General features: G+C 63.5%; 14 protein-coding genes. 9 read left to right on the top strand and 5 right to left on the bottom strand.

Annotation, left to right across the window (positions count from 1 at the left end; all coding sequences use genetic code 11):
- Positions 1-100 precede the first annotated feature (100 nt).
- From ACHIRB_RS03980 to ACHIRB_RS03950, 7 genes are all read left to right on the top strand, one after another.
- Positions 101-880, top strand: a complete 780-nt coding sequence (locus tag ACHIRB_RS03980) for an NRDE family protein (RefSeq protein WP_395123354.1) — start codon at positions 101-103, stop codon at positions 878-880.
- A 76-nt stretch (positions 881-956) separates the two neighbouring features.
- The gene (locus ACHIRB_RS03975) at positions 957-2,105 is read left to right on the top strand and encodes an acyl-CoA dehydrogenase family protein (RefSeq protein WP_395115947.1); all 1,149 of its coding nucleotides are present in this window, start codon (positions 957-959) and stop codon (positions 2,103-2,105) included.
- 22 nt (positions 2,106-2,127) lie between these two features.
- Positions 2,128-2,769: a TetR/AcrR family transcriptional regulator gene (locus tag ACHIRB_RS03970; protein ID WP_395115948.1), complete on the top strand. Its 642-nt coding sequence runs from the start codon at positions 2,128-2,130 to the stop codon at positions 2,767-2,769.
- 107 nt (positions 2,770-2,876) lie between these two features.
- Complete coding sequence (locus ACHIRB_RS03965; RefSeq protein ID WP_395123355.1) at positions 2,877-4,673, top strand: peroxidase family protein; 1,797 nt, start codon at positions 2,877-2,879, stop codon at positions 4,671-4,673.
- A 2-nt stretch (positions 4,674-4,675) separates the two neighbouring features.
- Positions 4,676-6,001 carry a cytochrome P450 gene (locus ACHIRB_RS03960; RefSeq protein WP_395123356.1) on the top strand — a complete coding sequence of 442 codons (1,326 nt, stop codon included), beginning with the start codon at positions 4,676-4,678 and terminating at the stop codon, positions 5,999-6,001.
- A gap of 45 nt (positions 6,002-6,046) precedes the next feature.
- The gene (locus ACHIRB_RS03955) at positions 6,047-8,083 is read left to right on the top strand and encodes a CocE/NonD family hydrolase (RefSeq protein WP_395123357.1); all 2,037 of its coding nucleotides are present in this window, start codon (positions 6,047-6,049) and stop codon (positions 8,081-8,083) included.
- Positions 8,084-8,174: 91 nt separating this feature from the next.
- Complete coding sequence (locus ACHIRB_RS03950) at positions 8,175-9,032, top strand: oxygenase MpaB family protein (RefSeq protein WP_395123358.1); 858 nt, start codon at positions 8,175-8,177, stop codon at positions 9,030-9,032.
- Here ACHIRB_RS03950 and ACHIRB_RS03945 read toward each other — a convergent pair.
- The 4 genes from ACHIRB_RS03945 to ACHIRB_RS03930 are packed head-to-tail and all read right to left on the bottom strand — an operon-like array spanning position 9,029 to position 13,364.
- A complete protein-coding gene (locus ACHIRB_RS03945; protein ID WP_395115953.1) occupies positions 9,029-9,859 on the bottom strand; it encodes an alpha/beta hydrolase in 831 nt (276 codons plus the stop codon). The two genes, ACHIRB_RS03950 and ACHIRB_RS03945, sit on opposite strands and share 4 nt — an antisense overlap.
- 37 nt (positions 9,860-9,896) lie before the next feature.
- Positions 9,897-10,904 (bottom strand): non-homologous end-joining DNA ligase, encoded by a 1,008-nt coding sequence (gene ligD / locus ACHIRB_RS03940; RefSeq protein WP_395115954.1) that lies wholly within the window; start codon positions 10,902-10,904, stop codon positions 9,897-9,899.
- Entirely contained in the window at positions 10,901-12,001 is a 1,101-nt protein-coding gene (locus tag ACHIRB_RS03935; RefSeq protein WP_395115955.1) for an ATP-dependent DNA ligase, read from the bottom strand. Before ACHIRB_RS03935 ends, ligD begins: the two co-directional genes overlap by 4 nt.
- Before the next feature lie 22 nt (positions 12,002-12,023).
- On the bottom strand, positions 12,024-13,364 hold the full coding sequence (locus ACHIRB_RS03930) for an HNH endonuclease (protein WP_395123359.1): 1,341 nt from the start codon (positions 13,362-13,364) through the stop codon (positions 12,024-12,026).
- 102 nt (positions 13,365-13,466) lie between these two features.
- Between ACHIRB_RS03930 and ACHIRB_RS03925 the strand changes: the two genes are divergently transcribed.
- A complete protein-coding gene (locus ACHIRB_RS03925; protein ID WP_395115957.1) occupies positions 13,467-13,970 on the top strand; it encodes a GNAT family N-acetyltransferase in 504 nt (167 codons plus the stop codon).
- A gap of 190 nt (positions 13,971-14,160) precedes the next feature.
- Complete coding sequence (locus ACHIRB_RS03920; protein ID WP_395123361.1) at positions 14,161-15,492, top strand: MFS transporter; 1,332 nt, start codon at positions 14,161-14,163, stop codon at positions 15,490-15,492.
- Here ACHIRB_RS03920 and ACHIRB_RS03915 read toward each other — a convergent pair.
- A complete protein-coding gene (locus ACHIRB_RS03915; RefSeq protein WP_395123362.1) occupies positions 15,471-19,394 on the bottom strand; it encodes an AAA domain-containing protein in 3,924 nt (1,307 codons plus the stop codon). The genes ACHIRB_RS03920 and ACHIRB_RS03915 overlap by 22 nt on opposite strands.
- Positions 19,395-19,419 lie beyond the last annotated feature (25 nt).

Below are 19,419 nucleotides of genomic sequence, written 5' to 3'. Positions count from 1 at the left end.
CGGTGTGTCCTCAGTGCTCGGGGTGGGTTGAGTGGGAGCGCTGATTGTCTCACGATGGGCCTGCGCGGCTCCAATCCACGAGAAGGGCACGATGAAAGCTATGTGTCTGATCCTCCTCGGCTGGCGTGCTCATCCCGACATCCCGCTGCTCGTCGCGGCCAATCGTGACGAGTTCTACAAACGCGATGCTCAGCCGCTGCACTGGTGGAGCGAGGGTGGGATTCTCGCTGGACGCGACGTCTCGGTCGAGGGCGGCGGAACCTGGATGGGGATCTCGCGAGCGGGACGGTTCGCGGCTGTGACCAACGTTCGGATACCGGACGACGAGGTCGACGGTGCGCGGACCCGCGGCGAACTTGCAGTGAATTACCTCGATTCTCAGGATGATCCGCGCGATTTCCTCACGCGGTTGGCAGCGGAGGGCAAGCGGTACAACGGCTTCAATCTGCTCGTCGGCACCCTCGGCTCGGGGCCCGGCGACGAACTCTGGTGGTACAGCAACCGTTCCGGCGAACCGCGACCGTTGGAGCCTGGCGTGCACGGGGTATCGAATGCGTCGCTCGACACGCCGTGGCCGAAGGTTGTCGACGGTGTCGCGGGCTTGACCGCCGAGTTGGCGAGAGATACCGGTCGAGTCGAGCCGTACCTTGACCTGCTGTCGAACCGCACGCCGGCGCCGGACGACCAGCTTCCGCACACAGGTCTCGGTCTCGAACGTGAGCGTGCCGCGTCGGCGGCGTTCATCAACGTGCCGGGGTACGGAACGCGCGCAAGCACGGTTGTGCGAGTTCGTTCCGATCGGACGTTCGTCGTCACCGAACGCAGTTTCGACGAGCGCGGCGCGACGGGCACGGTCGAGATCGAGGGCGGCTTCGACTGACGGCCAGTTATTGACAGCCTGCCAATAGGGGTGAGACGCTGGGCGGAGTCGATCTGCATCAACCCTGGAGGTTCAGTTGTCTGTTCGTGCGCCGTGGAGCGACGACGAAGTCGAGGCCGTCCGCGAGCTGGCGACCTCGTTCTTTGCCAAAGAGGTCGTCCCGAATCGCGAGAAGTTCATCGCACAGGGCTATCCCGACCGCAATCTGTACAACCGCGCAGGCGAACTCGGCCTGCTGTGCCCGTCGATTCCTGCCGAGTACGGCGGTGGCGGAGGCACGTTCGCACACGAGGCGGCGATCGTCGAAGCGCAGATCCGAGCGGGCGACGACTCGATGGGCATCGCGGTGCACAACCCGATCATCGCGCCCTACATCTATCACTATGGTTCCGAAGATCTGAAGAGCCGCCTGCTGCCGAAGGCAGCCAGCGGCGAGGCCGTGTTGTCGATCGCCATGACCGAGCCAGGAACGGGTTCGGACCTGCAGAACATCAAGACCCGCGCCGACCGTGACGGTGACGAGTACGTGATCACCGGCTCGAAGATCTTCATCACCAACGGACACCACTGCGACGTCGTCATCATCGCGGCCAAGACGGATCCGTCGAAGGGTGCTGCCGGGGTCTCTCTGATCGTTGCCGAAGTTTCCGACGACACACCGGGATTCCGACGTGGACGGGTGCTGTCGAAGATCGGCGGCAAGGCGCAGGACACCGCCGAACTCTTCTTCGACGGGCTGCGGGTCCCGGTATCGAACCTCCTCGGGGATGCCGAGGGCCAAGGTTTCGTTCAGTTGATGCAGCAGCTTCCCCAGGAGCGCCTCATCACCGGCATCATCGCAGTCTCCATGATGGAGGCGGCCGTCGAGATGACACTCGAATACACCAAGGGACGTGAGGCGTTCGGCAAGACCCTCTTCGGCTTCCAGAACACCAAGTTCGAACTCGCCGAGTGTGCGACGATCGCCCGGATCAGCAGGGTGTTCCTCGACGACTGCATCCAGAAACACCAGGTCGGCGCACTCGACGTACAGACGGCAGCGATGGCGAAGTACTGGCTGACGGATCAACTCGGTGTCGTTGCCGACCGCTGTCTGCAATTGTTCGGCGGCTACGGATTTATGACCGAGTACCCGATCTCGCAGATCTACACGGGTGCTCGCGTCCTGCGCATTCTGGCAGGTAGCAACGAGATCATGAAGGACCTGATCAGCCGGACCCTCTAGCGGAAGTGGGAAAGTAGTGGTTGTGAGCACCACCGATACGAGCACCACGGACACGAGCGTCACCGAAGTTCCTCGCAGGCGCAGGCTCGAACCGGACGAGCGCCGCGAGCAGATCCTGGACTGTGCGATCAGGATGTTCGGTGAGCGGCCGTATGCCGCGGTGTCGACCTCGGACCTCGCAAAGGACGCGGGCGTCGCACGTGGGCTGATCAACCACTACTTCGGCACCAAGCGGGACCTGTACCTCGAAGTGGTCCGCGCGATGGTCGGTGTGCCTCCGATGGAGACGGTGAAGCTGCCGACCGGATCGGTTCGGCATCGCGTCGGGGTCAGCGTCGAATGGTTGTTGAAGTCGATCGAAGCCCACGGCGCGACGTGGGTCGCGGTGACGGGGTCCGAAGGCGTCGGAGCCGATCCCGAGGTGCAACGCATCCTCGACGACGCCGATCAAGCCGCCGCCGAGCGCGTTCTCGAAATTGTCGGAATCACCGGCGAACCGAACCGCGACGAGCTCATCGCGATGATTCGCGCCTACGGCGGCATGGCCAAATCCGCAGGCAGGGAATGGATCGTTCGCGGCTCGCTGACCCGCGACCAGGTGGGGACGATGCTGACGGACCTGCTCGTGACGCTGATTGCTGAGACGTTTCCCAAGCTGCGGTAGCGAATTTCCGCGTGTGATGGTGATCACTCGGGGTACGCTCGACTCGCCCGTCGGGCGCCATCCAGCCCTGTCGGCCCGCCGGGCGTGTCGGAAGATGGAGCACTGCCATGGGTCGTCAATGGTACGAATATCCTTCGCTCGCTTTGCAGTTGGCCAGCTTGGGCAAGCTGCGCGAGGATTTGCGCAAGGACAACCTCTTCGAAGCGCCAGGCATCAGACCGAAGGTCGAGGTCGCCGAGCCGCCGCCGGAAGCGCTGCGAGCAAGAACGCCCGACGGCACCTGGAACGACCTCTCCGATCCTGAGATGGGCGCCAAGGGCACCGGATTCGGTCGAAATGTCCCGTTGGCGAAGACGAAGCCCGACCGTGCCCGTTTGCTCGATCCGAACCCTCGCGACATCAGCGAAAAGCTGATGGCCCGAGATACGTTCAAGCCCGCGGGGATCATCAACGCGCTCGCAGCAGCGTGGCTGCAATTCGAGAACCACAACTGGTTCTTCCATGGGTCGGGCGTCGAAGACGGCGCGATCGAGGTCCCACTGCGGGACGGCGACGAGTGGCCCGGCAACAGGATGCTCATCCGGAAGACGCCCCTGCTCGAGGGGCAGGGGCCGGCCAACGGCAACGCGCCGATCTACGTGAACCAGGAAACCCACTGGTGGGACGCGTCGCAGATCTACGGCAGCGGACCCGAGCGGCAAGCGGAGATCCGCACGTTCGAAGGTGGGAAGGTCAAACTCGGCGACGATCTGCGACTGCCGCACAGCGACGAGCCGGGCATCGATCTCACGGGTATGAAGGAGAACTGGTGGGTCGGGGTCGGTCTGCTGCACACGCTGTTCGCGCGCGAGCACAACAGTGTCTGCGACGCGCTGCACAAGGAGTACCCGGAGTTCGACGATCAGCGGCTCTTCGAGATTGCCTGGTTGGTGGTTGCCGCGTTGATCGCCAAGATCCACACCGTGGAATGGACGACGTGCGTCCTGCGACACCCGGCACTGCAGATCGGCATGAACGCCAACTGGTATGGCGCGCTCGGCGAAACGTTCAAAGACAGGCTTGGACGAGTCGGTGACAGCGAAATATTGAGTGGCATCATCGGATCCTCGACCGACCATCACAGCGCGCCGTTCGCGCTCACGGAAGAATTCACGTCGGTCTATCGGATGCATCCACTGATCCCCGACGACTGGGAATTCCGCTCCCTTGCCAGCGGTGAACTGTTGGAGCGCGCGTACTTCACCGACATTCAAGGTAAGTACACACGCGACTTCATGGACCGCTACGAGATGGGCGACATGTGGTTCACCTTCGGCGTTGCCAGCGCCGGTGCTGTGTGCCTGCACAACTACCCGAACGCATTACGCAAGTTGACCCGGGTGGACGGTCAGGTCACAGATCTCGCGACGTTGGACATCGTGCGCGACCGCGAACGAGGAGTGCCGCGCTACAACGACTTTCGTGAGGCGATCAACATGCCGCGGCGCAAGTCGTTCGCCGACCTCACCCCGAACAAGCAGTGGGCCGCCGAGATCGCCGACATCTACAAGGGCGACATCGACCTCGTCGATCTGCAGGTCGGCATGTACGCCGAGAAGCCGCCGAAGGGATTCGGCTTCTCCGACACAGCTTTTCGCATCTTCATTCTGATGGCGTCGCGGCGCTTCAAGAGCGATCGCTTCTTCACCAAGGACTTCCGGCCCGAGATCTACACCAAACTGGGCTTCGATTGGGTCAACAACACCACGATGAAAGACGTTCTGTTGCGCCACTATCCAGAGCTGGCGCCGGCCGTGCAGGGAGTGGATCGAGTGTTCGCACCATGGGGCAACGCCCCGGAATCGAAGAACCCGATCAGTCGCCTGGCCGGCACGGTCAAGGCCTACATGCCGTTCGGAGACTGACAGTGGGAAAGTCGATACCGTCCGCGTCGACCATCGAAGGCGTCCGTTTCACTGCTCAGGTTGCCGTTCCGAACGTCGTGCAGGGCTTGTTCCGGCGCCGCAAGACGGTGACGGGCGTCGCCACCAAGGTCGATGCGGACAAGTTGGCCGTGCGCTTCTACGAAGGGCTCGTTCGCAAGTTCGACAAGGGACCGTTTTATATCCGGGTCGGTAAGGATATGTCCGTCATCGTCCATCGACCGAGCGATATCAAAGCGGTGCTCGATGGTTCCCCACACCCCTTCGCTGCGGATCCGGAAACGAAGCGGAAAGGAATGTCGCACTTCCAGCCTGATGCGCTGACGATTTCGAGGGGGAGTGTCTGGGAGAACCGTCGTAGATTCGCGGAGGCCGTTCTCGACACCGGCAAGCCGCTGCACCGGCTCGCCCAAACCTTTCTCGGTGTCGCGTACGACGAAGCGGATAGGCTGGCAGCGGAGGAATTGAACTGGGATCGCGTCAACGACGCGTTTCGCAGAGTCACCCGCCGGGTCATCTTCGGCGACCCGGCCGCGGACGACGAGGAGTTGTCGGACCTGCTCGGGACCCTGATGGACGAGGCCAACAACACGCCGAGCGAGGAGTCGGAACACTTCGCCCCGTTTATGGCGAAGGTGACGAGCTATGTCGATCAGGCAGCGCCAGGCAGTCTGGCAGCGCTAGTCGCGGCGGCGCCGCACGACGAGCTGACGAGCCCGGCGGGTCAGGTGGTCCATTGGATGTTTGCTATGGGAGATACGCTGCCTGCCAATGTTTTTCGTGCGCTCGCCGTGATCGCAAGCGACGGCGACGTCGCATCGAAGGTGCGCGAAGAATTGTCGACGCTCGACCTCGACGAGGCGTCGAGCGTGGCCGGAGCGACCTACCTCGCTGCGTGTCTGCAGGAGGCGATGCGGCTATGGCCGACGACGCCGTTGTTCGGACGGGTCACAACGATGGAGACCGCGCTGGCCGGCGATTCGGTGCCGGAGGGAACGCAGGTGTTCATCTTCAATCTGGGAAATCACCGCAATCGTGATCGCATCCCGTACGCGGACCGATTCGCCCCCGAAGAATGGATATCGGGTTCCGCCGCGCAGGACTGGTCGTTCAATTTCTTCAGCCACGGTGCTCAGGATTGCCCAGGTTCGGGATTGTCGATATTTCTCGGAATCGCTGTGCTGGCGCGACTTCTCGTGAGCCACGATGCGCAGATCGTCGGAAAGGTACTCGACACGACAAAGGCGTTGCCGCACACACTCGACATTTTCGACCTACGAATCCGGCTGGAGTCGCGCTCGGTGGGTTAGCCTCAGTCCAACTTCCCTCTCTGCAGGACGGATCGGTCGGGGCTGATGAACAACGGTGTTGGTTGGCGTTTGCGTGCGTGTGTAGTGGTTGTCGCCGCAGTGATGGTGTCGGCGTTTATGTCGCCGGGGGCGCAAGCGGTGCCGGACGGTGGTGCGGCGGGCGTCGCGTGGGCTGCGGTCGCAGACGGTCCGCAGCAGTATCCCGGGGTGCACATCGACTGGGACGTGCCCATCACGATGAGCGACGGCACGGTCCTCAAGTCGAACGTCTATCGCCCGATGGACGCCGCCGGCCGGATCGTCGATACGCCGACGCCGACCATCGTCAACATGACGCCGTACACGAAGCTGATCTCGATGATCGCGGATTCGGCAGGGTCGATCCCGGGCCTGTCCGACGTGCTGCTGCAGTTGTTCCGTGACATCAATTTCTCCGGGACCCCGTTCGACGGCATCACCGACCTCACCCGCGCATTCGGCGGCGGATTGATTCGCAGCTTCAGCGTCGACCGCTCACTCATTCAGAGTGGATACACCCAGGTTGTCGTTGACGTCCGCGGAACCGGTTTCTCGCAGGGCATCTGGCAGGTGTTCCAGGAGCGCGAGCAGCAGGACACCCTCGAAGTGATCGACTGGGCAAGCAAGCAGCCGTGGTCGGACGGCAAGATCGGGATGACCGGTGTCTCATACTCGGCGATCAACCAGGTCAAGGCGGCAGCGGCGCAACCGCCTGCGTTGAAGGCGATCTTCCCGACCGAGCCGGGAGGCGATCTGCTGCGCGACATCCTTGCCACCGGTGGCGGCTTCGGTATCGGCTTCATCCCGTTGTGGCTGGCCGCGGTGAACCTCACCAAGCTCACGCCCGACATGGTGTCGATCCTGCAGGGCAATTTCGACTGGAAGTGGCTGGCCGACCGAGCGGCGAGTCCGTTGACGTTCTTCGACATGGTGATTGCCGCGCTGACCGTGCCGAGCGTGGATCAGATACCGCCGAACCTGCAGGAGCTGTTGCAGGAAGACAGTTCGCTGCGGCAAGGCATGCTCGTCGAGCCCGAGAAGATCAAGATTCCGACGTTCGTCATCGGCGGTTGGCACGATATCTTCACCAACTCCGAGCCGAAGATCTACAACGCGATCGACGTGCCGCCGGGGCAGAAGCAACTGATCATGGACGACAGCTATCACATCAACCCCGGCGCCGGTTTCGGTTCACCCGGTTACCCACCGCGCTTGGACGTGCTGCAGCGCGCGTGGTTCGACAAGTGGCTCAAAGGCATCGACAACGGAATCGACACCTACGGTCCGATCACCTCGTTCCAGCAGGGCGGCGCCTGGACGACCACAGATCGGTTCCCGCGCGCAGGGATGAACTACGAGCGGATGTATCTCTCGGGCGCACCGAGCGGCACGACCAACACCAGCCTGCACGACGGCAGCCTCGGCAGGCAGGAGCCGGGCGGCTTCACTCGACTCACGGTCGGCCCGGGTCTGGCAAGTCTGTGCTCCCGCGACAATGCGCAGATCACTGCAGGCGCGTTGGCCATCTTCTCCGGCTGCGCCAAGGATGGTCGTCCGCACGAACTGAACGGGCTGACCTTCACCAGTGCACCGGTCGCGGAACCGACGTTGATATCGGGTCCCGTCAACGTGCATCTCAACACCGTGCTCGACGCGACCGACGGCTACTGGTCGGCGACGATCAACGATGTTGCGCCGGACGGTCGTTCGACCGTGTTGACCTCAGGACAGATCACCTCGTCGTTGCGGGCCATCGACGAATCGAAGAGTGCGCGATCGAGCAACGGTGACCTCACCGATCCGTACAACATCCTCACCCTCGACACCCGTCAGCCGATCGTTCCCGGGCAGCCGACGGCCATCGATATCGGACTGACCGCCACCGACGCGGTACTGCAGCCGGGCCACAGGCTTCGTGTCGACGTGTTCGCGAGCAACTTCCCTCGTGGCATGCTGCTGCGTCCGCTGCTCAACGAAAGCGAACTGAAGCCGCAACATCTCGACCTCGACCCGAACGCGCCGAGCTACGTCAACATCCCGATCGGTGGTCGTCCGGGTTGGTGAGCCGACTGGTCTATATCATTGACACCCGCCGATACGATGAGAGACTATTGGTGTCACTGCATCAAAGATGACGCAGTAGGGAGAAGGCGTCATGTCGGTTGCCAGTGCGTCGGATCAGGTCGCTCCGTTGGAACCGAATCCTGATTTCGACCTCGACCCGTACATCTATGGGGTTGCCGCCATTCTCGGCGGAACCGCCAACGTGATCATGCAGTTGAGCAGCGCACCGGTCGGCTACGGGGTGGTGGAAAGCACCGTCGACAGCGGCAAGGTCAAGAAACATCCGATCAAGCGGGCGCGTACAACGATCTCGTATCTCTCGGTCGCGTTGTTGGGCACCGACGAAGAACGGCTTCGCTACCGCGAGGCGGTCAACACCTCGCACCGACCAGTGCACTCGGGTCCCAACAGTCCCGTCAAGTACAACGCGTTCAGCCCGAAGCTCCAGTTGTGGGTGGCTGCGTGCCTGTATAAGGGCCTGGAGGACACCCTGCTGGTTATGCACGGTCCGGTCGAACCGGCAGCGCTCGACCAGATGTATCTGCACTCGGCGCGGTTGGCGACGACGCTGCAGGTCGATCGCAGTATGTGGCCAGTTGACCGCGTCGCGTTCGGCGAATTCTGGGAACGGTCGGTCGAGGACATCTCGATCGATGAGACCGTCCGCGAATACCTGTACGGCCTGGTGATGTTCGACTTCCTACCGCTGCCGATCAGAGTGTGGCTCGGTCCGGCGCAGCGGTTCGTCGTCACCGGGTTTCTGCCGCAGGAGTTCCGCGACCAGATGGGATTGTCGTGGACTGCCCGCGATCAGAAGATTTTCGACCGATCCATGGGCGCGATCGGCGCCATCACACGTCGGCTTCCGGGGCCGCTACGGAAGTTCCCGATGAACTTCTATCTCGCGGACCTTCGGTTGCGTATGCGGTTCGACCGACCGCTTGTCTAGAGGTGGGCTTTGAGCCACGCGACGAGGTCGTCGATGACCGTCGCCTTTTCGGGCTCGTTGAACACCTCGTGATACAGACCGTCGTAGATCTTCAACGTCATGTCCGGTGACGAGACGCCGTCGGCGACGACCTGAGCGCCGATCGGATCGACAAGTTTGTCCGCCGAGCCTTGCAGGATCAGCACCGGAAGCGAGAGCTGCGACAGGCGGCTGCGCATGTTCTGTGCGGTCGCCAGTACCTCGGCGCCGGTGCGGACCGGCAGGCGTCCGCGGAAGTTGAGGGGATCGGTGTCGTAGTCGTGCACGACCTTCGGGTCGCGACTGACTTCCGACGAATCGAGCTGCAGCACAGGAAGATTCGGTAGCAACCGAGACAGCACAGGCGCGGCGGCGCGTTCGATGGACGATCCGACCGTGATCTCGAGAGGTGGCGCGGAGACGATCAGGCCGCGAAGGGTGCGCGGCGACCCCGTTACGTACTGCAGTGCGACGAGGCTGCCCATGCTGTGGCCGAGTAGGAATATCGGCAGACCGGGATGAGATTCGCCAGTCATGCCGATCAGAGTGTCGAGGTCGCTGACAACTCCGGCCATCCGGTCGATGTTGGACCGATTGCCTGCCGACTTGCCGTGGCCGTGATGGTCGATCGCGTACACGGCATAGCCGTTGTCGGCCAGTTCGTTTGCCAGGTGTTCGTAGCGGCCGCTGTGTTCGGCGACCCCGTGAGAGATCACCACGACCGCGCTGACGGACTCAGGCAACCACGACTGCCAGTAGATGCGGTCGCCCGCTGCACCGGTGAAATTGCCCTCGAGATGTTGTGTCACTACTGGCTCCGTTTCTTTGCCGCCAGGCTACTTCTATTCAGGTCTTCTTTGCACGGCTCGGCGCAACGCGTGGTGGTTCGTTCGGCATCTTGGGATAGACGGGCGGCCATGGCGCGTCCATCATGCCGTTGGCCATGTCTCGGTCGGACATCTCGAGCAGCGGTGCGATGGACTGTGGATTCGCGGCAACCCCTGCCCATGGATCGACGCCGTCGGCGACGCGAGCGGGCACCGTGACGATCGTCAGTTCTTCGGGGACAACCGTATCCAGCTCGTCCCACGTGATCGGTGTGGATACCTGCGGGCTGACTTTCGGCCGGACGCACCACGCGCCGAACACCGTCTTGTGTGGCGCATTCTGGTTGAAGTCGACGAAGACACGGGAGCCGCGTTCCTCTTTCCACCATGCGGCCGTCATCTTGTCCGGGTGCCGCCGCTCCAGCTCGCGGGCGAGCGCCACCGCAGCCGCGCGGACCTGATAACTGTCCCAATTCGGTTCGAGGGCGGCATAGATGTGCAGACCGCGGGAGCCGGAGGTTTTGACGTGTGCGTCGATACCCAGCTCGGTGAGCAGCTCGCGTGTCAGGACAGCACCTTCGCGCAGCTGCTCGAAGCCGATGCCGGGTGACGGGTCGAGATCGATGCGTAGCTGGTCGGCGAACTCGGGGGTGTCCGCGTGATAGGGCCAGACATGAAATCCGATGCAGCCCAGATTCACTCCCCAGATGATGTGTGCGAGGTCGGCGGCGACGAGGGCGTCGCTCGTCGTCCCGTTCGGCGTCGACACCTCGGTTGTCGTGAGCCAGGACGGCGCAGATTTCGGTACGCGTTTCTGAAAGAACGACTTACCGCCCGCTCCTTCGGGGTGCCGCTCGAGCAGCAGCGGTCGACCGCCGAGCGCGGCGAGCAGTGGCGTTTTGACCGACTCGTAGTAGCGGACGACGTCGAGCTTGGTGTGCCCGGTCTTGGGGAAGAAGATCTTGTCCGGGCTGGTGACGGTGATCTGGTTGCCGCCGTCTTCGATGATGATCGGGTCGTCGCTCATGGTGTGGTTGCTCCCTTGGTCGCCGCCGCGGCTTCGTCGAAGATTGCGGAGAGTTCTGCCGGTGCTACTTCGTCGAGTTGAGCGTAGGTACACGACTCGGGGGTGCGGTCCGAGCGGAATCTGACGAGTCGACCGCCGTGCCGGAACCGTCCGGACATCACGTGCTCGTAGCGAACCTCGGCAACCAGTTCGGGTCGCAGTGCTTCCCAGGACAGGTCTTTGGTCCCGGTCCAGCGGCTTACTCCGCCGGGCATCTTTCCTGTCGCCTGTGCTTGGGCGTCGGCCCATTCCCGCCATGGGTGGTCGGCTAAAGCGTTGGCGCGCAGTGGATCCAACTCGGTGACGAGTTCTTTGCGCCGGGCTGCGGTGAAACTGCTCGCGACGCCGACGTGGTGCATCCGGCCGTCGTCGTCGAACAGACCGAGCAGCAGTGACCCGACGCCCACTCCGTCCTTGTGCCAGCGAAAGCCCGCGACGACGCAGTCGGCCGTGCGTTCGTGCTTGACCTTGAGCATGACGCGCTTGTCCTGCTGATACGGCAGGTCGAGCGGTTTGACCATGACACCGTCGAAGCCGGCGCCCTCGAATCTGGTGAACCAGTCCTGCGCGACATCGGCATCGGTGGTCAGTGGGGTGAGGTGCACTCGTGCGAGCGCGGTGTCGATGATCTCTTCGAGCCTGCGTCGCCGTTCACTGAAAGGTTCGGGTGTCAGGTCGGTGTCGTCGATCGCGAGGAGATCGAAGGCGACGAAGCTGGCCGGAGTCTCGTTGGCCAGCTTGCGAACTCGCGATTCGGCCGGATGCAACCGTTGCTGCAGAACGTCGAAGTCGAGTCCTTTGTCGGTGACCAGCACGATTTCGCCGTCGACGACGCACCGCTGGGGGAGTGCTTGGGCGAGCAGCTCGACCAATTCGGGGAAGTAGCGCGTGAGCGGGCGTTCGTTTCGTGAGCCGAGCTCCAGTTCGTCGCCGTCGCGGAAAACGATGCAGCGGAAGCCGTCCCACTTGGGTTCGTAGCTCATGCCTGCGCCACGGGGGATTTCGGGCGCGGGTTTTGCGAGCATCGGTTTCACGGGAGGCATCACGGGGAGGTCCACACCGACGATGCTAGGCGATTGCTCACGCGGCCCACAGGATGTCGATAACCGCGTGCTCGGTTGAGGAGATGTCGATCCTGTGGTGGCGTACCGGCATCGGCATCGGCAGTGGTGGTGCGGTGGAGCGGTGCTGATGCCCGGTCGGGGTGGTGATCCGGTAACTGTGCAACTCACCCGATTGATTCTTGTCCGGTGTTGTCGTCCAGCCGTCGGCTTCTTTGGCGTAGTTGCACGCTTCGCAGAGTCCGGCACTGTTGTCGAACGTCGTGTCCCCGCCGTTCGCAACCGATCTGACGTGATCACCGTGCCGGATCGGTGCGCCACACCACGGGGTGCGGCAGATCTTGTCTCGAAACCGTGTCATCCGCAGTATCCCGGTCGGGAAGCCTCGGGATTTCGATTCCATCGCCGTCAACGCCCCGGTCTCGGGGTTGGCGTAAAGGCGGCGTAGTTCGTTTTTGGCGTCGTCGTCGTGCAGCCACCGGATGACCAGATCCGTCGGAACGGGTCCGTAGCCCTCGACCTCGGCCGGTTCGGACCCGGTACCGAGCAACGCTTCGTCGGACAGAACCACGTTGACGGTGACCGGTACCGCCGTCGCGGTGGACAGTCCGGTCACGCGTTCGACGAGCAGGTCGGCCATGATCTGACTTTTCGTTCGTTCGTCTCCTGCACCGACGATCGCAGCAGCATCCCGCATCAACGTCGCGTGCACACAGACGGCTTGTTTGACCGGCAGCAACGCCGACAGATACGCCATCGTGTCCGGTGCAGGTCGGGAGGTGACGCGGCGGTCGCCGACGGCTTTCGATGCACGGCGGACGAGTGCTTCGGCATCGATCCGCACGACTGCAGCGCGAGCGGTGGCGGACACCTGACTATCGCTCTTACCCATCAATGTGGCGGGATCACTGCACAGTTCGCTGTCGACGAGTGCCCGATCGTCACGGGAGAGGCCGAAGGTGTCCCGCACGATCATGGTGGCTCGCCATTCCGAGAGATCCCCGCACGCGAGTCGGGCCAGGGTGTGCGGCATCTCGTCGACCAATACCCGCGCGAAGCCGAGGTGACGTCCGCCTTTGTTGGCTGAATCGTGGCGGGCCAACCCGATTTCGGACGCGACGCCGGTGTCCCACTGCCGTTTCGGTAGTCCTTTCGCGGCGCGTTCGGCGCGACGCGAGGTGTGCAGATCGGCCGTCGCAACCGCCTGCGTTGCCGCACTTGCCGACTTCACCACTTCGAGTGCGGTGATGACGTCGGCTCTCGTGGTGTCGGTGAGGTCGCGTCGGATCGCCACGATCTCTTTGGCCATCTCCGAGAGTCTGGCAGTGATTTGTTTTTCGATTTCCCCGGTATCGAACATGTGTTCCATTCTATCCCATATCTGTTGATCCGCAACAGATTTGGTGACGCAATTTGTTCGCTCGCCGGGATTGTCGACGGGTGTGCTTGGTAGAATTCGTACGTGCCCGAACTGATCGAGCCGACCACGCGCTTGCGTATCGCCTGGCTCGATGCGCATGCCGAGTGGGGCCCTGGCGCCCACGAGGACGGATTCGGACTCGAGCCAAGCGATCATGTCCATTCGGCAGACGGCTTCGCGGCGTGGGTGAAACGCCTGACCGACGATCCTCGAGTCACCTACAGGTGGATCGTCGATATTGACGTAGTGCTCGGCGGGATTGCATTGCGACACATCGACGACGACTATGTGAGCTGGGCCGGTCACATCGGCTTCGGTATTCGACCGACTGCGCGCCGGCGTGGCCTTGCCGCCTGGGCGTTGGCCACGATGCTGGACCACGCGCAGGCCCTTGGGCTGCATCGCGCGCTCGTCGTGTGCGCTGCTCAGAACATGGCATCTGCAAAGACCATCGAACGCGTCGGCGGGATTCTCGAAGGAATTCGTGACACGAAATATGGACCCGCGCGGCGCTATTGGATCGAGCTGCCGACGAATCGGTGCTGAGCTGCGATACCTCAGGCTGCACCAATTCGGGTCGGTGCCGCCGATCGTGTGCACACCGATCCGATTGCACGCATCCTGACGGCCTTGCACCCGACACCCTGAGTAAAGGCTAGGCAAACACCTGGTGTGATGCGCACCACACGAGGAGACGATCGGGGAGCCCGCGCTCGTCGAACTCGAAGGATTGTCGATGTCCATATCCGAATCATTGCTCGCGCCGAACCCGTCGGCTGTCACGGGCGCCTGGTCCAGTGATCGTCATCGACGGAGCGTGTTGTGGATCGTTGCCTTGTCCACTGCCGCAATCGTTTTCGACGGCTACGACCTCGTCGTCTACGGGACGGTGCTGCCGACGCTGCTCTCCGACTCGTCGCAACTCGGCGCACTCGATCCCGGCACGGCGGGGGCGCTCGGTTCCTACGCGTTGATCGGTGTTCTGGTCGGCGCACTCTCGGCGGGAGCGTTCGGTGACCGGATCGGTCGCCGCCGGACGATGCTGACGTGCATCGTGTGGTTCTCGATCGGTATGGCCGCCACCGCTATGGCGCCGAGCATCACTGCGTTCGGAGTTCTTCGATTTCTGACCGGTATCGGTGTCGGCGGTCTGGTGGCCACAGTCGGAGCCATGATCGCGGAGTTCGCTCCGGCCGGACGTCGAAACCTGTTCAACGCCATCGTCTACAGCGGCATCCCGGCGGGTGGCGTACTCGCGTCGATCGCGGCCATCGCATTCGAGGACGCCATCGGCTGGCGTGGACTGTTCTGGCTCGGTGCCCTCCCGTTAGTGCTTCTGCTCCCGTTGGCGCTGGTCCGCATGCCGGAGTCACCGCGCTGGTTGCTGGCACGCGGTCGCGTTGCCGAGGCGCGCGCCGTGTGCGATCGCACCGGAATTCCCATGCCTGACAGGGAGATCAGCGAAGTGGGGGACCGTATCGGCTTCGCAGCACTTGCGCGCAAACCGCTCGTACGGCCAACGGCGCTGCTCGGCATGATGAGCTTCTCGGGCTTGCTGCTCACCTACGGGCTCAATACCTGGCTGCCCCAGATCATGTCCGAAGCCGGCTACAACGCGAAGGGTTCGCTCTCGTTTCTGCTTGTCCTCAACGGCGGCGCCATCGTCGGTGGCTTGATCGCATCACGCGTCGCCGACCGGACGGGTCCGCAGCGGGTGATCGCGGCGACGTTCTGCTTGGCGGCGCTGGCGCTGATCGTCCTGACGACGAAACTGCCACTCGGAATCCTTCTGTTCGCTGTCGCCGGTGCCGGCATCGGGGCGATCGGGACGCAGGTGCTGATCTACGGCTTCGTCTCGAACTACTACCCGACAACGGCGCGAGCAGCCGGCGTCGCGTGGTGCGCAGGGTTCGGCAGACTGGGCGGCATCGTCGGACCGCTGATCGGCGGCTTTCTCCTCGGAGCGGGCATCGCGTCGTCGACCGCGTTTTACCTCTTCGCGGGCGTGGCTCTGCTTGGGGCGCTCGTCACCACGGCGGTACCGAACTACAGCCGCACCCGCGAGTAGCGCAACGCCTTGTCGAACCTCGCCCGAATTCGTGTTCCGCTCTTGCCGAATCCGAGTGCTGCCATAAATTCTCGGTACAGCTCGTCGTTGTCGCGCATGACGCCGTCGGAGCTGATCCAGATCAGGGCGGCGACAAGTTCGCCGTCGCGATAGTCGGTGATCGGCCTACCGGACTCCACGGGCAAAGCGGCGGCATCAACGGCAAGAGCCCGGTAGTACGCCGCTTGCGCCCTGGCGATGCAGGCCTCGGGGTCGTTGAACCAATCCGTCGCCCAGACGCGGTGGAACGACCAGCCGAGCCGCCCGAGTTGCTCCTGCCGAAGCCTGTCGCGGTCTCGTGCGGTTGCCGACGAGTGATAGCTCGGACCGTCTGCTTCGATGGCAAGCACCCGTCGGTCCGGATCGTCGGGATGTGCTGCGGCGAAGTCGATCCAGTGCCCGGCGACACCGTACTTGGCGACGACGGGCACACCCGCGGCGACCAATCGATCGCGCACCGAAACGTCGAAAGGCGTGAGAACAGGACGCGTCGGCCCACTGTCGAGTTGCTCGCCGCGAGCCGCCGCGTACTGCAGATAGGCGCGCAACATGGCGACACCCGGCGCCGTCGAGCGTTCGGGATCCATGTCGTTGTGGCTGAACGAACACACCAATGTCATCCGACTACGCGCACGGGTGATCGCGACGTTGAGGCGTCGATGTCCACCCTCTTGGTTCAGCGGTCCGAAGTTGTGGCTCAGACTGCCGTCCGGACGCTTCCCGTAACCGATCGACAGAATGATCGCGTCGCGCTCGTCACCCTGCACACGCTCGAGGTTCTTGACGAAGAAGGCCTCGCGCGGCGGGTCGTCGAAAAATGCGCGTAGCCGCGGCTTGGTCCGCAGTCGCTCCCGCAACCTGCGGTCGATCCGTTCCATGTGGTTGATACCCATGGTGATCACCCCGAGCGACTCGTGCGGACGATTCGCCGCGTGATCGAGGATCTTGGCGACCACCTTGTCGACCTCGGCGGTCACGCTGTCGTCGTCGGCCACCGCACTGCGCGCTTGCCGAACCAGCTCCAGCGACAGGCAGTTTCGGCCCGCGACGCCGGGGAATGTCGTCAGCGAGTTGTCGTACACCCACGCATTCGAGAAGGCGATCAGCCGTTCGTCACGGCTGCGGTAATGCCACGTCAGCGCGCGGGTCCGGTCGCTCCGCAATGCGGCGGTGAGAACGTCGAGGATCGATTCGAAGCCAGTCGTCAGCGCCATGTTGATACTGCCGTCGTCGTTGACGACGTTCTCGCCGGTGTCCTCGGCGTCGACGGCGAAGAATTGCGTCGGCGGCAACTGCTTTCGATCGCCCGCGACGACGACGCTGCGTGCTCGGGTGATCGCTGCGATGGCGTCGGCCGGAATGATCTGACTGGCTTCGTCGAACACGACGACGTCGAAGTAGGGCCTGTCACCTGGTAGTAGATGGCCGACGACAAGCGGGCTCATCGCCCAGCACGGCTTCATCGCCATCGCGAGATCCGGTGCTGCGGAGAACAACTGGCGCAACGAGAGATGGCCGCGTTTACGCGCTGCCTGGGCCGCAATGATCCTGGTCTGCTCCGGGTGGGCGAGTTCCGCTGCGGCAGCACGTTTTCCGACCGCATCGCGGACCCGCTGGCTCGACTCGCGGATGTGGCGGGCGTCGATGTCCCGAAACTCGGTGGCATGGGAATCGTGCAGTCCGGCATCGAAATTCGCAATCAGCGGATCGTCGAAGGCGACTCTGTCGAGAACCGATCGATACCAGCACATTTCGAACGCGGCGGCGACGACCTCCGGGTCGAGTTTGCGCGAGCGGAGCTCGGTGAGCAGCGGATCCAGGCCAGTTCTGCTGAAGCGCGAAGCCAATTCGTTGATGCGGGGGAGCTTTCGCAGCGACCGTTCGTCGCGGGCGAGCGCTGCGAGAGTCTGCGTCAAAAGCGGTCGTGGCATTGCGTCGAAATCGAGCCAGCTCAAATGTCTTCCGAGTATCGCCAACTCCGCCCGCAGCCGACCCAAACGGTTCTGCGCGCCTGCCAATCCGCTCGGGACTCGCGGATTCCCACCGTCGAGCGTCAGCGCCGCCCAGCGTCTGCGCACCTCGACCGCTGAAAGTAGGCCGGCATGCAACACCTTTCGCTTCGGCTTGCCGTCGCCGATCCACAGCTCGACCGCGCCGGCGCGAGTTCGGGGCAGCTGGCGCGGCGCCGTTGCCGCAACCAATTCGTCGAGCGGCGCATCGAACACACCCGGCCGAAACTGTCGTAGAACTCCAGCAGCCTGATCGAGCGTTCCCAGCAATTCGACCCAGCCCGCAACGGTTTTCGCGCCGAGCAACCCGGACTGTGACGCGACCTCGTCGAGTGCGCGCCACGCCTCGGGAGCTGTTTTCGAATGCAGTTGTACGGCCGCCCTCATCGCGTGTTCAGCAGCGTCCGCGGCGGCGATATCTGCACCGGCCCAGGCAGTGTCGGACGCACTCATCGTCAAGCCGCCGAGTCCGGCGAATTCGGCCAACTCCTCTCTGATCCGTCGCATCGCGATCGAATCGAGCGCCGACACCGCAGCTCCGCCGAGCCGAACATCGGTTTCCGCCGCCGAACCGTACTTCGCCGAAAGGCCAAGCAACGCACTCTGCGCCTCGTACACGCTGACATCCCACGGCTGGCGGCGCCGGTTCATCGCCTCGTCGTGTGCATTGAGTTGGTCGCGCCGAACGACGAGGCGTTCGTGCAACGCGAGTTCGTCGTGTGCAGGCGTCCCGACCTGACCGAAACCGCTGGTCAAGGTCTGCACGAGGCCCGACCTCGACCCGCCACCGTCGTGCACGTCGAACACGACGTCGCCGAGTCCGACCCCGTCGAGTCGATCGAGGACCGCTGAGATCGCCGCGCGCTTCTCGGCCACGAAGAGCACACTCTGGCCGCGTGCGACCAACGTCGCGATCATGTTGGCGATCGTCTGACTCTTCCCGGTGCCGGGCGGCCCGGAAATCACCATCGATTGGCCTGCGACCGCCGCGTTGATCGCGAAGGTCTGCGACGAGTCCGCGTCGAGTACGAGGAACTCGTCGGCAGGCGGCATCCGATCCGGATCCTCGATGTCCACCGGCGAGCCGGCTGACGACAACGCCCGCGCGGCATGTCGATTGCCTGCGATGGCAGCGACGACGTCATGGTCGATCATCGCGGCCAGATTGGCTTCCAGATCCTCGACCATCGGCAGCTTGGTGTAGGAGAACGTGCCGAGAACGCGACGGTCGTCGATCGCGAAACCAGCTATCGACCCCGCGCGATGGGTGAGCCGGTCGAACACGGGTCGCGGATCGAAACTCGAACCTTCGAGCAATCCGGCGAGCTCGTCGCCGTCGATCGAGACTCTGAACTGCTCTGCAAGCAGGTGCAGCAACGCGGGGTTGACGACGGGCGAACCCGTCAGTTCGATCTCGAAATCGTCCTCGGCTGCTCCGGTCGCCGTGATCGAGGCTTCGAGCAGCAGCACCGGCGCAGCGGGGATTGCTGCACCCTGGGCGTTGCGCCACGTCGCCATCCCGACGGCGAGGTAGCAGATTGTGATGCCACGCTCCTCGAGCGCTTCGCGTGCCTTGTTGCGGATCGCGCGCAGGCGCTTCATTCGGTCGGCGAGCAGGTGCCTGCGGTACAGCCGGGACAGCGTCACCGCCTGCTTGCCGAGCAGTGCGTCGACAGCCACTGGATCGGCATCTGCCAGGTCGAGAGTGCCGAAGCGAAGGTCGCGATAGAAAAGCAGCTGATTTCGCCAGCTCAAGTCGATCAGTTGGCCTCGCCAGGTGGCGACGGCACTCGTGACCTGACGGGCACGCTCCTGCGCAGCGCCGACCTCAGGTTTCGCTTGGGTGGGCTGCATGGGTGCTGACTCGCTCCTCTTCGTT

It is taken from the genome of Antrihabitans spumae (assembly GCF_043944905.1).
In the GTDB taxonomy this organism is placed as follows: domain Bacteria; phylum Actinomycetota; class Actinomycetes; order Mycobacteriales; family Mycobacteriaceae; genus Antrihabitans; species Antrihabitans spumae.
The sequence above is the reverse complement of the archived record's forward strand: the minus strand, read 5'-3'. Positions and strand labels throughout refer to the sequence as shown.

What these genes read in the sequence shown, in the direction of transcription:
- ACHIRB_RS03950 (WP_395123358.1), top strand. Translation starts at nt 8,175, where the DNA reads ATGTCGGTTGCCAGTGCGTCGGATCAGGTCGCTCCGTTGGAACCGAAT.
- ligD (WP_395115954.1), bottom strand. Translation starts at nt 10,904, where the DNA reads ATGAGCGACGACCCGATCATCATCGAAGACGGCGGCAACCAGATCACC.
- ACHIRB_RS03915 (WP_395123362.1), bottom strand. Translation starts at nt 19,394, where the DNA reads ATGCAGCCCACCCAAGCGAAACCTGAGGTCGGCGCTGCGCAGGAGCGT.
- ACHIRB_RS03965 (WP_395123355.1), top strand. Translation starts at nt 2,877, where the DNA reads ATGGGTCGTCAATGGTACGAATATCCTTCGCTCGCTTTGCAGTTGGCC.
- ACHIRB_RS03930 (WP_395123359.1), bottom strand. Translation starts at nt 13,364, where the DNA reads ATGTTCGATACCGGGGAAATCGAAAAACAAATCACTGCCAGACTCTCG.
- ACHIRB_RS03955 (WP_395123357.1), top strand. Translation starts at nt 6,047, where the DNA reads ATGAACAACGGTGTTGGTTGGCGTTTGCGTGCGTGTGTAGTGGTTGTC.
- ACHIRB_RS03980 (WP_395123354.1), top strand. Translation starts at nt 101, where the DNA reads ATGTGTCTGATCCTCCTCGGCTGGCGTGCTCATCCCGACATCCCGCTG.
- ACHIRB_RS03920 (WP_395123361.1), top strand. Translation starts at nt 14,161, where the DNA reads ATGTCCATATCCGAATCATTGCTCGCGCCGAACCCGTCGGCTGTCACG.